Source organism: Deinococcus misasensis DSM 22328 (genome assembly GCF_000745915.1).
Classification (GTDB): Bacteria; Deinococcota; Deinococci; order Deinococcales; family Deinococcaceae; genus Deinococcus_C; species Deinococcus_C misasensis.
The window spans coordinates 54,107-66,874 of the sequence record NZ_JQKG01000010.1; the positions used below are offsets into that span (position 1 = coordinate 54,107).

The 12,768-nt window shown below is 55.9% G+C and carries 12 protein-coding genes and 1 tRNA gene; 12 read left to right on the plus strand and 1 reads right to left on the minus strand.

Going from position 1 to position 12,768, the window contains the following annotated elements; all coding sequences use genetic code 11:
- The first annotated feature begins 16 nt into the window (after window positions 1-16).
- From Q371_RS08080 to Q371_RS08135, 12 genes are read left to right on the plus strand one after another with little or no spacing between them, the layout of a single operon-like run.
- Window positions 17-1,099: a mannose-1-phosphate guanylyltransferase gene (locus Q371_RS08080; RefSeq protein WP_034338697.1), complete on the plus strand. Its 1,083-nt coding sequence runs from the start codon at window positions 17-19 to the stop codon at window positions 1,097-1,099.
- Window positions 1,100-1,129: 30 nt separating this feature from the next.
- Complete coding sequence (gene wbaP / locus Q371_RS08085; RefSeq protein ID WP_169743806.1) at window positions 1,130-2,536, plus strand: undecaprenyl-phosphate galactose phosphotransferase WbaP; 1,407 nt, start codon at window positions 1,130-1,132, stop codon at window positions 2,534-2,536.
- Between the two features lie 23 nt (window positions 2,537-2,559).
- The gene (gene rfbF, locus Q371_RS08090; RefSeq protein ID WP_034338700.1) at window positions 2,560-3,333 is read left to right on the plus strand and encodes a glucose-1-phosphate cytidylyltransferase; all 774 of its coding nucleotides are present in this window, start codon (window positions 2,560-2,562) and stop codon (window positions 3,331-3,333) included.
- On the plus strand, window positions 3,330-4,319 hold the full coding sequence (locus tag Q371_RS08095; protein ID WP_034338702.1) for a GDP-mannose 4,6-dehydratase: 990 nt from the start codon (window positions 3,330-3,332) through the stop codon (window positions 4,317-4,319). The genes rfbF and Q371_RS08095 overlap by 4 nt, the downstream gene beginning before the upstream one ends.
- Before the next feature lies 1 nt (window position 4,320).
- Window positions 4,321-5,241, plus strand: coding sequence for an NAD-dependent epimerase/dehydratase family protein (locus Q371_RS08100; RefSeq protein ID WP_034338705.1), 921 nt, complete (start codon window positions 4,321-4,323; stop codon window positions 5,239-5,241).
- Window positions 5,238-6,056: a transketolase gene (locus Q371_RS08105; RefSeq protein WP_034338707.1), complete on the plus strand. Its 819-nt coding sequence runs from the start codon at window positions 5,238-5,240 to the stop codon at window positions 6,054-6,056. Before Q371_RS08100 ends, Q371_RS08105 begins: the two co-directional genes overlap by 4 nt.
- A gap of 11 nt (window positions 6,057-6,067) precedes the next feature.
- Window positions 6,068-6,970, plus strand: a complete 903-nt coding sequence (locus tag Q371_RS08110) for a transketolase family protein (RefSeq protein WP_211253818.1) — start codon at window positions 6,068-6,070, stop codon at window positions 6,968-6,970.
- On the plus strand, window positions 6,958-8,283 hold the full coding sequence (locus Q371_RS08115) for a lipopolysaccharide biosynthesis protein (RefSeq protein WP_034338713.1): 1,326 nt from the start codon (window positions 6,958-6,960) through the stop codon (window positions 8,281-8,283). The genes Q371_RS08110 and Q371_RS08115 overlap by 13 nt, the downstream gene beginning before the upstream one ends.
- Window positions 8,283-9,281, plus strand: coding sequence for a glycosyltransferase family 2 protein (locus Q371_RS08120; RefSeq protein WP_034338716.1), 999 nt, complete (start codon window positions 8,283-8,285; stop codon window positions 9,279-9,281). Before Q371_RS08115 ends, Q371_RS08120 begins: the two co-directional genes overlap by 1 nt.
- Window positions 9,278-10,357 (plus strand): glycosyltransferase family 4 protein, encoded by a 1,080-nt coding sequence (locus Q371_RS08125; RefSeq protein WP_034338719.1) that lies wholly within the window; start codon window positions 9,278-9,280, stop codon window positions 10,355-10,357. Before Q371_RS08120 ends, Q371_RS08125 begins: the two co-directional genes overlap by 4 nt.
- Before the next feature lie 8 nt (window positions 10,358-10,365).
- Window positions 10,366-11,403: a glycosyltransferase family 4 protein gene (locus Q371_RS08130; protein ID WP_169743807.1), complete on the plus strand. Its 1,038-nt coding sequence runs from the start codon at window positions 10,366-10,368 to the stop codon at window positions 11,401-11,403.
- Window positions 11,400-12,542: a glycosyltransferase gene (locus tag Q371_RS08135; RefSeq protein WP_034338721.1), complete on the plus strand. Its 1,143-nt coding sequence runs from the start codon at window positions 11,400-11,402 to the stop codon at window positions 12,540-12,542. The genes Q371_RS08130 and Q371_RS08135 overlap by 4 nt, the downstream gene beginning before the upstream one ends.
- Window positions 12,543-12,654: 112 nt before the next feature.
- Here Q371_RS08135 and Q371_RS08140 read toward each other — a convergent pair.
- Window positions 12,655-12,729, minus strand: a tRNA-Glu gene (locus tag Q371_RS08140).
- Window positions 12,730-12,768 lie beyond the last annotated feature (39 nt).

The window sequence follows — 12,768 nt, forward strand, 5'->3', positions numbered from 1 at the left end:
AGAGGGCAGGAACCCCATGACAGAAACCCCCACATTCATTCCGGTGATTCTGGCCGGAGGCAGCGGAGAACGCTTCTGGCCCCTTTCCAGAAAAGCCAAACCCAAACAGTTTTTGACCCTCGACGGTGGCGAACACAGTTTGCTGCAAGCCACCATGAAACGCCTTGAAGGGCTCACCACCGACCCGGATTCCATTTTCGTGGTGACCAGCAACGACTACCGCTCTCTGGTGCTGGACCAGCTTCCAGAGCTTCCGGTGGAAAACCTGCTGGTGGAACCTCTGGCCAGAGACACCGCACCTGCCATTTTGTATGCAGCGCTGACCATTGCCCAGCATTATCCCGATGCCGTGATGGGCATCTTCACTTCAGACCACCGCATCGGCAATGAAGATGCCTTTCAAAAGGTGATCCGTGATGCTGCGAAACTGGCTTTTGAAACCCGTTCCATCGTGACCCTTGGGATCACGCCCACCTACCCATCCACAGGTTACGGTTACATCGAACGGGCCGAACCCACCATGACCTTTGCAGAGAACATGGGATACCGGGTGGCCCGTTTCACCGAGAAACCCGATGCCACCACCGCAGAACGGTTCTTGAGCACCGGAAAATTCTCGTGGAACAGCGGCATTTTTGTCTGCACCGTACAGACTTTGCTGGAAGAGTACCAGGCCCATCAACCCGAGCTTTACGCCACCCTGAAGCAGGCTGTGCAAACCCGGGGCAAAATCCGCGAAGTGTTTCCCACCCTGACCAAAATCAGCATCGATTACGCGATTCTGGAAAAATCCAGTCGGGTGATGGTGATCCCCGCAGAATTCGACTGGGACGATCTGGGAGATTGGAATGCTCTGGAGCGTTTGTTACGTTCTGAGTCACAGAACGTGTCTGTGGGACGGCACGTGGGTCTGGACACCGAAGGTGCTATCCTGTATACGACAGGTGGCGACGACCTGATTGTCACAATAGGACTGGAAGACGTGGTGGTGGTCCGCACCAGTGAAGTCACACTGGTGGTCAAAAAAGACCGGACCCAGGACATCAAAAAAGTGGTGCAGCAGATCAAAGCCCACCCCGAGCTCCAGCGGTTTGCGTGAATGGCTCAACAGACTTATGCAGGGAACAATGTGAAACCATGGGTGCGCAAGCTTTACAAAATTGAAGCTTTGCCTCAGGCTTTGCTCCTGATGGGAGCAGATGCTCTGGCAGCTTTGCTCTCGCTGCTGCTGGCTTACTTTGTGCTTTCAGAGAGACAATTTGCTTCTCTGGACGCCAACTTCATGGTCACGTGGGGCCTGGTCTGGCTTTTTGTGCGTGCATTGCAAGGCTACTATCCTGCATATGGACGCTCACCCCAGAGCGAAATTCAACTGCATGTCACCAGCACCACCCAGGTTCTGTTGATTCAGTTGGCTGCCATGTTTGCTGTGCAAAACCTTGTTCCAACCCGTCTGGGTTTGATTGTGCTGTGGTTGGGGCTTTTCGTGTTCGCCTTGCCCATGAGGTACCTGGTTCGACATCTGCTCATCAAAGCAGGTTATTTTGGACGTCCCGTTGCCATCATGGGGGGAGGCAACACCGGTCGTGCAGCCATCAAACAACTTTTGCATTTTCCTGCTTATGGCCTGAAGCCCGTGGCCATATACGATGACAATCCAGACTTGATGGGACAGAGCATTGAAGGTGTTCCGGTGCTGGGAACCCTGCAGGATGCTGCCCGGAACCCCCTCACCAACCATGCCTTGATCAGCATTCCCGGTGCCCGAGCACAGCGTTTGCACCAGATCATCAACAACATCCATCAGGCTTATCCCATGACCTGGGTGATTCCTGATTTTTTTGGGGTGCCCAACCAGTCTTTGCGTCCGCACAGCCTGGGCACTTTTGCAGCCCTTGAGGTGCGCAACAACCTGCGCAGCACCCGTTCCAGAGCCGTGAAGCGTTCACTGGACATCATGCTCGTGACGATGGGCGGATTGCTGGCCCTTCCCGTCATGCTCCTGATTGCCCTCTTGATCCGTGTGGACAGCCCCGGTCCCATCGTCTACCGGGCAAGGCGCATCGGTGCAGATGGCAAGATGTTCAACTGCCTGAAATTCCGCAGCATGTACCTCGATGCAGACGAGCGCCTCAAACACATTCTGGCGGACCATGCCGACCTGCGGGCAGAATTTGAAGCCACCCACAAACTCAAAGATGACCCCAGGGTGACCCGCATGGGTGCGTTGCTCCGCAAAACCAGTCTGGACGAATTGCCTCAACTCTGGAATGTGCTGATGGGTGAAATGTCTCTGGTGGGTCCACGTCCCATTGTGACAGCTGAAATCGAAAAATATGGAGAGGTCTTTGAGGTGTACAAACAGGTTCGCCCAGGGGTCACAGGCTACTGGCAAGTGCATGGCAGAAGTGACACCTCTTACGATGAACGGGTCAACATGGACCTGTTCTATGTGTCAAACTGGTCACCATGGCTTGATCTGGTGATCCTGATCAAGACGGTGGGTGTGGTTTTGAGAGGCAAAGGGGCATACTGAGCCCACTTTAAAAAGGAGCAAGCGTGAAAGCAGTCATTCTTGCAGGTGGGTTGGGAACCCGTCTGGCAGAAGAAACAAGTGTTCGGCCCAAACCCATGGTCGAAATTGGCGGGAAACCCATGCTGTGGCACATCATGAACATTTACGCCACCCATGGCATCAAAGAATTCATCATCGCTCTGGGCTACAAAGGTGAATTCATCAAGGAATATTTCCTGAACTTCTACGCCATCAACAACGACATCTCCATTGATTTGCAGACAGGCACCACCACGGTGCATGCCGGCAAACAACCCGATTGGAAAGTGCACTTGGTGGACACCGGTTTGCACACCATGACCGGAGGGAGATTGCAGCGTTTAAAAGAATGGATTGGCCAGGACGAAACCTTCCTGATGACCTATGGCGATGGGGTGGGTGACATTGATGTGACGGCTCTGGTGAATTTTCATCACCAACACGGCAGATTGGCCACCCTCACTGCAGTGATGCCTCCTTCCCGCTTCGGGGGATTGATCCTTCAAGGGGACCAGGTGGACCAGTTCACAGAAAAGCCGGTGACCGGTGAAGGGTACATCAATGGTGGTTTTTTTGTCCTGAACCGCCAGGTTCTGGATCTGCTGGACGGAGACCAGACCATCTGGGAACGTGAACCTCTGGAACGCCTGGCTGCACAACAGCAGTTGATGGCTTTCAGGCACAACGGGTTCTGGCATCCCATGGATTCTCTCCGCGACAAGCAAATTCTCAATCAAATGTGGGAGGCAGACAAAGCCCCCTGGAAGGTGTGGTCATGACGGCGTATTGGAAGGACAAGAGGGTGTTGGTGACAGGGGCCACCGGATTGGTGGGTTCCTGGTTGACCCACACACTGGTGGATGCGGGCAGCCATGTGGTGGTTTTGATCCGTGATGCAGATCCCCAGAGTGAACTTTTGCGCAGTGGCACCCTCAAGCGGGTGTCGGTGGTGAATGGTCAACTGGAGGAATTTCGGGATGTGGAACGGGCCATCAACGAGCACGAAATCGACACCGTGTTCCATCTGGGTGCACAAACCATCGTGGGAACCGCTTACCGCAATCCCCTTCCCACGTTTGAAGCCAACATTCGAGGCACCTACAACCTGCTGGAGGCTTGCCGGATTCATCCCAACCTGGTGAAACGCGTGCTGGTCGCCTCAAGCGACAAGGCTTACGGTGACAGTGCTGTGCTGCCTTACACCGAGGACATGCCTGCAAACGGCAAGCATCCTTATGATGTGTCCAAGTCCTGCACCGATCTGCTGGCCCAGACCTACTTCCACAGCTATGGCTTGCCTGTGGTGACGGCCCGGTGTGGCAACATTTATGGTGGGGGAGACCTCAACTGGAGCCGCATCATCCCCGGCACCATTCGCAGCTTCCTGCAAGAGCAGGCCCCGGTGGTGCGCAGCGATGGCACCCTCACCAGAGATTATGTGTACGTGATGGATGCTGTGGATGCCTATTTGAAAATGGCACAAGAGTCCCACCGACCCGAGGTGCAAGGACAGGTGTTCAACTTTGGTCCTGACCAACCCCGCAATGTGTTGCAGGTGATCGATGCCCTTGCGCAAGTGATGGGCAAAACCCACCTGAAACCCGTGATTCTCAATCAAGCAAAAGCCGAAATTCAGGACCAGTATCTGGATTCCAGCAAGGCCAAAAAGGTGCTGGGCTGGGAGCCCACCTGCAGCTTCGAAGATGGTTTGAAGGAAACGGTGGCGTGGTACACCCGTTTCTTCGGTGTGGATTCAGGGGTCTGAGATGAAACGCTGTTTTGTGACCGGAGCCACCGGACACCTGGGCATCCACCTGGTGAAGGCCCTGCTTGCAGAGGGACATCAGGTGGCGATCTTGAAACGCCCAGAGTCCAGTTTCAAAGGACTGGAACCTGTTCAGGCTCAGCTTCGGGTGATCTCTGGGGACCTTCGTGATGTGCAGGCCTTTGCTGGAGAACTTGAAGCTTTCCAGCCTGAAGTGATTTTTCATCTGGCGTGGTTCGGGGTGGGAAATGCCTTCAGGAACGATGTGAGGCAGATCCATGACAACCTGCAGGGCAGCCTGCAACTTGTGGATGTGGGTGCCAGTGCCGGATGCAAGGTCTGGATTGGCCTCGGATCACAGGCCGAGTATGGCCGGGTGAACCAGAAACTCACCGAGGGCCTCCCTGCTCTGCCTGAAACCACTTATGGCCGAGTCAAACATGCGGTGGGCAACCTCACCGAACGACTGTGTGAAGCTTACGGGATGCGCTTTGTGTGGATCCGTTTGGTGGCCACCTTTGGTCCCTACGATGACCCCATGCACCTGCTGCCTTTCGTGATGGAACAGTACCTGAAAGGGGAGGTTCCCTCCCTGACCCCGGGTGAGCAGGTCTGGGATTACCTCTATGTGGACGATGCCGCCCAGGCCCTGATCCGCCTGATGGAATCTGACGCAACCGGGATCTTCAATCTCGCTTCTGGAGAAGGACGCACGGTCAGAGAGATGGTGGAAACCATTCACCAGAAAGTCGCCCCCCATCTGGAAAGTGGTCTCGGACGCAAACCTTATGCTCCGGACCAGTTGATGTACCTGCAGGGCGACATCCAGAAGCTCACTGCAGCCACCGGATGGATCCCCACCACCCCCTTCGAGGAAGGCATTGAGCGTACTTTGCAATGGTACGCTGGGCAGCGACCATGATTTCCACAGAGACCCTGAAAGCCCGTGCCTTGCAGATCCGCAAACTGTCCGTCCAGATGGTTTCCCGGGTGAATGCGTCCCACATCGGGAGCAGCTTCAGCATGGTGGAATTGTTGACCGTGCTGTACAGCCATTTTTTGAAAATCGATCCTGCCCGTCCTCAGGACCCTGCCAGAGACCGCTTCATCCTCAGCAAGGGGCACGCTGCCGCTTCCCTGTATGCGACTTTGGCTGTGCACGGTTTCATTGATGGGTCAGAACTCGAAGAATACAACCTGCCTGGAAGCCGGTTGCTCGGGCATGCCAGTCACAAGGTTCCTGGGGTGGAGCTTTCCACAGGCTCTCTCGGGCACGGTCTGCCTGTGGGGTGTGGTCTGGCCCTGGCTGCAAAACGTCTGGGTCGGCGTCACCGCACAGTGGTTCTGGTCAGCGACGGGGAACTGGATGAAGGTTCCAACTGGGAAGCCATCCTGTTTGCTCCCCACCACAAACTCGACAACCTGCTGCTGGTGGTGGATTACAACAAGATCCAGAGCCTTGGCAACGTCAAGGACGTGCTGGATCTGCATCCTCTGGCAGAAAAGTTTGAGACCTTCGGCTGGCATGTCAAAGAAATCGATGGCCACGATGTGGAGCAGATCAGAAGTGCCCTGGACAATTTTGCAGAGGTGCAGGGAAGACCCATGGTGATCCTCGCCCACACTGTGAAAGGCAAAGGGGTCAGTTACATGGAAAACCTGCTGGCCTGGCATTACAAATCTCCAAATCAGGAACAACTTGCTCAGGCCTTGCAGGAACTGGAGGAACAGCAATGAGGACAGCCTTCATGGACACCCTCACCCGACTTGCTGCCGAAGACGAACGCATCTTCTTGGTCACTGCAGACTTAGGGTACTCCGTGGTGGAGCGCTTTGCAGATGCCTTCCCCGACCGCTTCCTGAACAACGGGGTGGCCGAGCAGAACATGACGGGCATCGCTGCTGGCCTCGCCATGAGCGGGTACACCGTGTTCACCTATTCCATTGCCAACTTTCCGGTGATGCGCTGTCTGGAGCAGATCCGCAATGACGTGTGCTACCACAACCTGAATGTCAAAGTGGTTGCTGTGGGCGGAGGGTTCTCTTACGGCAGTCTGGGTTACAGCCACCACGGCATGGAAGATCTGGCGGTCACCCGGGTGCTCCCCAACATGACCGTCGCTGCCCCTGCAGATCCTTTTGAAACCGAGGCCATTGTGAACACCATGGTCAAGACACCTGGCCCGGGGTACCTGCGTCTGGGCAAGGCTGGAGAGCCCAGATTGCATGAGGGCCCGGTCGAGCTTCCCTGTGGAGGCTTCCTGAAGGTGAGATCCGGGCAAGGTGTGACGATCCTGAGCACCGGAGGCATGCTGGATTCTGCCCTCAAAGTCTCACAGGAGCTTTCCCGTCAGGGGGTCGAAGCCACCCTGATCAGCGTGCCTTACCTGACCCCACTGGATCAGCAGGGTCTTCTGCAGGTCCTCTCTGGCAGTGAACTGCTGGTCACCTTGGAGGAACATGGCGCAGGGGGCCTCAGCAGTGTGATTGCAGAACTCCTGATGGAAACCGGGACCTTCATTCCCTTCCTGCCCCTGTACGCTCGTGGAGAGATTGTCAGTGTGGCAGGTTCCCAGGAGCAGTTGCGGGAACAGGTGGGGCTGGGTGTGCATCAGGTGACGGCCCGCATCCTGGAGAAATGGAAAAAATGACCTCGGTCAACCGCACCCGGCAGGTGCTGTGGGGCTCCCTGGCCATGCTGGCGGCCCGGGTGTTTGGCATGCTGGGTGGGTTTCTGGTCATTGGCATCCTCACCCGGCAGCTTTCATCTGAAGGTTTTGCCCTCTGGTCCGTGCTGGGTTCACTGGCCTTCTTTGCCAGTGCATTCGATGTCGGGCTGGGACAGGGCCTGCGCAACCGTCTGGCGAGCCTCAGTGCAGAACAGGGTGAGGATTCGGAACAGGAACAGAAAAAGCAGTTCTTCTCGACATTCTGGTTCCTGAGTGGAATTTCTGCCGTTTTGCTGGTGATTTTCCTGGTTGTGGGCTCGGTGCTGCCCTGGACCTCCCTGTTGAACACCGGAAATCACTTCTCTGAAACAGCGGTCCGGGATTCGGTCTTTGTGATTGCCGTCCTGTCTCTGGCGAACATAGTTTTCTCCATTGCGAGCAACGCCCTGTTCGCTTACCAGCAGGCGCAGCTCAAGGCTGTGATGGACGCTGTGCAGGTGGTTTTCAACATCGTGCTGGTGTATCTTGCGACCCGCACCGGCAATGTCTTCACCGTGATCCATGTTTACTACCTGGTGCCTGCACTGCTGGCCGCCCTGACCTTTGTGGTCTTTCTGGTCTGGAAGAAGTGGTCCATGCAGTACATCGGCCTGAAAACCGCTGTGCAGAACATCCGGGGCATTCTGGGCAGCAGCCTGCAATTCTGGCTGATGAGCCTTTTTGCCATCGTGCTGTTCAACATGGACCCGGCCCTGCTCAGTGCTGCCGGAGCTTTCGATCAGGTGGATGAATTCAGCATTGTGCAGAAGGTCTTTCTGCTCCTGATCGGTGTTCACTTTGCCGTGATGACCCCCATGTGGTCTGCATACACCCAGGCCCAGGCCCAGAAAGACTGGACCTGGATCCGTTCATCCCTCAAGAAATCCTTGGTGATCACCGGAGGTCTGTATGTGGTTGGGGGAACCTTCTTCATGCTGATTTACCGCTGGTTGATCCACTGGTGGACGGGCATGTCCATCACCGATTCGGTGTTTGTGCTTCTGATGCTGTTGTGGTCCGCTGTATACGCCTTCATCAACTGCTTCTCTGTGCTCCTGAACGGTCTGGGCATCGTGCGGGTGCAGGTGATCATGATGACCATCAGTGTGGGACTTCACCTGCTGCTGTGCACCTACGGCACCTGGCTCTGGGGCATGCGGGGATTCATGGTCGGGGCCATTGTGTCGATCCTGCCCATGCTGGTTTCCAACTTCATTCAGGTCACCATGCTTCTCAGGAACAGGAGGTTTCCCTGATGCTTTTTTCCATTTGCATCCCCACTTACAACCGAAGCGTCATGCTGCAGGAATGCCTGGACTCCGTGCTGAAAGCCATCGAGACCAGTGGATTGCACCATGAGGTGGAAATCCTGATTTCCGACAACTGCAGCCCGGACCGAACCCCTGAAGTGGTGGGGCATTTCTTGCAGCAGCACGGAAGTCATCTGAACATACAGTCTTTCCGTCACCCGGAGAACCTGGGGGCAGAGATGAATTTCTGGTCTCTGATTTCCCGAGCAAAAGGGGATTTCATCTGGATGATTGGCGATGATGACCGGGTGTACCCGCAGTCCCTGCAACGGGTCCATCAAGAGATTCAGCAACAACACCCCCAGGTGGTGGCCTTCAATTACGATGTCTGGAGCAAAGACTTTTCAGAGGTCAAAAAAGCCAGAGGCTTGAAGATCCGTGACCACCTGTTTCAGGACCGGGATCAGGCGCTCAGTGAAATTGGACTGAACATGGGTTACATCACGGCAGTGGTGTTCCGCCGGGACCTGCTGAAAAACCTCAGCCTGGAAGACTACCAGATCTATGCCCCTTACGGATTTGCTTTTGCCTATGCCATCTTTGCAGGTCTGCCTGCCGTGCCGAAAGTGGTCTTCCGGGATGAACTGCTGGTGATGAACCGTGCTGAAAACTCGGGTGGCTACAACTGGTACAAGTACTTTGTGCAGGGCAGTTGCAAGGTGTTTGAGGGGCTTCGAGGGTATGGCTACGGACATGCGGCCATTGAACAGGCCAAACGCAAGGTCATCCGTCAATACGTGATCCATGACCTGTTGATTCGCCGCCGGGATGGGGTTTCCATTGCCGGGCTCTATGAAACCATGCTGCCACTGTACCGGAATTACCCCGAATTCTGGCTGGTGGTGGTGCCACTTCTGAAGCTTCCCCGAGGGGTTTTCACCTCGGGATGGACGCTTTTTCGAAACTTGCGGGGTTGGATCAAGCAAAAGCGGAGACCAGCATGAGGGTTGGCATCGATGGACGTGCGTTGCAAGGAAAACTGACCGGGGTCGGGCAATATGCCAAGAACCTGCTGGTTCGGCTCCCTGCACATTTGCCAGATGCGGAGTTCTTCATTTACACCAGCAGGACACTGGAGCATTTTCAGGAAGAAGGCTTTCAGATCCGTGAGGAACCTCAGGCTTTGCTGCGCAAGCTCCCGGCGGTGGGCTGGCTGAAGACCGCTGCGGCTGCACAGGTGAAACGGGACCGGCTGGATGTGTTCTGGGGACCGGTCAGTTTCCTGCCGGCCTTGACGGTTCCCTCTCTGGTCACCGTGCACGATTTGAATTACCGGCTGGTGCCCGAGACCATGACCCGAACCCATCAACTGGCCCATGACCTGTGGTTTGTCAAGGATGTACAAAGGGCCACAAGGGTGGTCACCAACTCGCAAGGCACCCTCAACCGTTTGCAGCAGGTGACAGGACGTGTGGCAGATGGGGTGATTCAACCGTCCGCCAGTCAACTTCAGGTGCATGCTGGAGACCTTCAAAGGGTGCGTGAAAAACACGGGTTGCAAACCCCTTACTTGCTGGCAGTTGCCACTTGGGAGCCCCGCAAGAACCTTGAACTGCTGATCCAGACCTTTTTGCACATGAAAGATCAGGGATTGCTGCCTGAACACCAACTGGTCCTGGTGGGTGGACGGGGTTGGAAGGACGAACGCCTTGCCCAACGGGTGGAGCAAGGACGCCAGCACCTCCGTCCTCTGGGTTATGTGCCGGACGAAGACTTGCCAGCCCTGTACGCCCTGTCAGACGTGTTTGTGTTTCCTTCCCGATACGAAGGTTTCGGCATGCCTGTTCTGGAAGCCCGCCATTGTGGCACGCGGGTGGTCACCACCGACATTCCAGAGTTGCGGGAAGCTGGAGGCGAACATGCGGTGTACATTGAACCGACTGTGCTGGGTTTGCAAAATGGGATTCTTCAGGCCCTTCAGATGCCCCGTCCTGCACCTGTTTCCCAGGTGGTCAGGTGGGAAACAGGTGCACAGCAATTGGCCATGCTCTTGACGCAATGTGCCGGGCAGAAGGGTTGAACCGCAGCATGTCAGCATCCAACGAAATGGTGGTCAATGCCCGCACTTTGTTGCAGCCCCTGACCGGGGTACAGCGGTACACCCAGGAAATTCTGAACCGCCACCCCGATTTGCCGCGGGTGGCCCCTGCTGTAAACCCAGAGGGGTTGAAAGGCCACCTGTGGGAGCAATTGCAACTGCCCGGTCTGGTGGGCAAGAAATTGCTCTGGAGTCCCGGCAACACCGGTCCCCTTGGGGTGCCCCATCAGGTTCTGACCCTGCATGATCTGGCCACCCTGGACCATCCCGAGTGGTTCGACAAAAAGTTTGCTCTGTGGTATGGTTTTCTGCTTCCCAGATTGGTGCGCCGGGTGAGGCATGTTCTGACCGTTTCGCAACACTCCAGACAACAGATCCTCAGGCGATTCGGATTGCCAGAGGACCGTGTGACCGCGATTCCACTGGCAGCAGACCCACGGTTCAGGCCCCACAGTGCTGCTCAAACAGAAGCGTACCGACGCAAGCAGCAACTGGAACGTTATGTGCTGGCGGTGGGTTCGCTGGAGCCCCGCAAAAACATGCGTTTGCTGTTTGAGGCATGGACGGCATGGAAAGACCGTCCCGAGGATCTGGTGCTGGCGGTGGCTGGAGGTGCAGGGAAAGTCTTCAGCAGCATTGGATTTGCAGAAGTCCCTGCGGGTGTTCGTTTGCTGGGCCGCGTTCCTGATGAAGAATTGCCTTTGCTGTATGCTGGAGCCGAAGTGTTTGTTTTTCCATCGCTGTATGAGGGATTTGGCTTGCCTCCTCTGGAAGCCATGGCTTGTGGAACCCCGGTGGTCACCACCCGATGCACCTCATTGCCAGAGGTGGTGGGAGATGCAGGTGTCCTGTGTGAAGCAGACGATCCCAACAGCTTGATTCAGGCTTTGAGGGCGTTGACCAGCGATGCAGACCATCGAAACCACAAAATCCAGCAAGGGTTGCAACAGGCCCAGCGCTTCTCATGGGAGCATACGGCACAGGCCACCTGGCAGGTGCTCCTCGAACAAAGCAGGAGGACAATTTGAAACTGGCCCTTGTTCATGAATGGCTGGTGACCCACGCCGGATCAGAAAAAGTGGTGGAAGCCATTCTCGAAAAGCATCCCACAGCACCGATTTATACTGCGGTGCATGATCCATCCAAATTCAAAGGCACCCTCTTTGAAGGGGCAACCGTGCATCCTTCTTTTGTGCAAAGGTTGCCCAGAGGGGTGGAGAAATACCAGAGGTACCTGCCCCTTCTGCCTCTGGCCGTCGAGCAACATGACCTTTCAGATGCAGAGGTCATTGTGTCCAGCCACCATGCTGTGGCCAAAGGGGCACGCACCCGCGCAGACCAGTTGCACCTGTCTTACGTGCACACCCCCATGAGGTATGCATGGGATTTGCAGGAGCAGTACCTGAAAGAAAGCGGTCTGGACCGTGGATTCAAAGGCAATCTGGCCAGAGCCATCCTGCATTACCTGCGCATCTGGGACACCACTGCTGCCAACCGGGTGGATGTGTTCATGGCCAACTCCCAATATGTGGCCCGCCGCATCTGGCGCACCTACCGCAGGCCTGCCAAAGTCATTTACCCTCCGGTGGATGTGGACCGCTTTGAAGCCAGAGCGCAGCGGGATGATTTCTTTCTGGCGATGTCCCGACTGGTGCCTTACAAAAAGCTGGACCTGATTGCCCGGACCTTCACTGAACTGGGGCTGCCTCTGGTGATCATTGGAGATGGACCGGACTTTGAGAAAATCAAAGCCGTTTCAGGCAGCAATGTGACGTTGCTGGGAAGGCAACCTGATTCGGTGGTGCAGGACCACATGGCACGCTGCAGGGCATTCATCTTTGCCGCAGATGAGGATTTTGGCATCACCACCGTGGAAGCGCAGGCCGCAGGTGCTCCGGTGCTCGCTTACGGAAAAGGAGGCTCTCTGGAAATCGTGCAGGATGGCAAAACAGGTTTTTTCTTTCCCGAGCAGACCACCCAGAGCCTCAAAGCAGCAGTGCAGGAGTTCATGGATGGCCCCAAACTGGATTCTCTGTACATTCAGGCACAGGCACAGCGGTTCTCCAAAGCCCGTTTTCAGCAAGAGTTTGAAGACCTCTTGGAGCAAAGCTGGACCCTGTTTCAGCAGCATCAAGATCCAGAGCAGTTGCTGCTGAAACGGCCATGAACTGAAGAGCAGAGCAAAAGGGCGCATCCCGGAACAGATGCGCCCTTTTGTTTTGGCCTTGACCTGTTGCCCTGACCAAATGGAGAACGCCCGCCATTGCTGGCGGGCTGTCTGGTGACCCCAACGGGATTCGAACCCGTATCGCTACCTTGAAAGGGTAGTGTCCTAACCGTTAGACGATGGGGCCAGAGGTTTTCTGGCCTCAGAGGTTACTGGGAACCTCGCG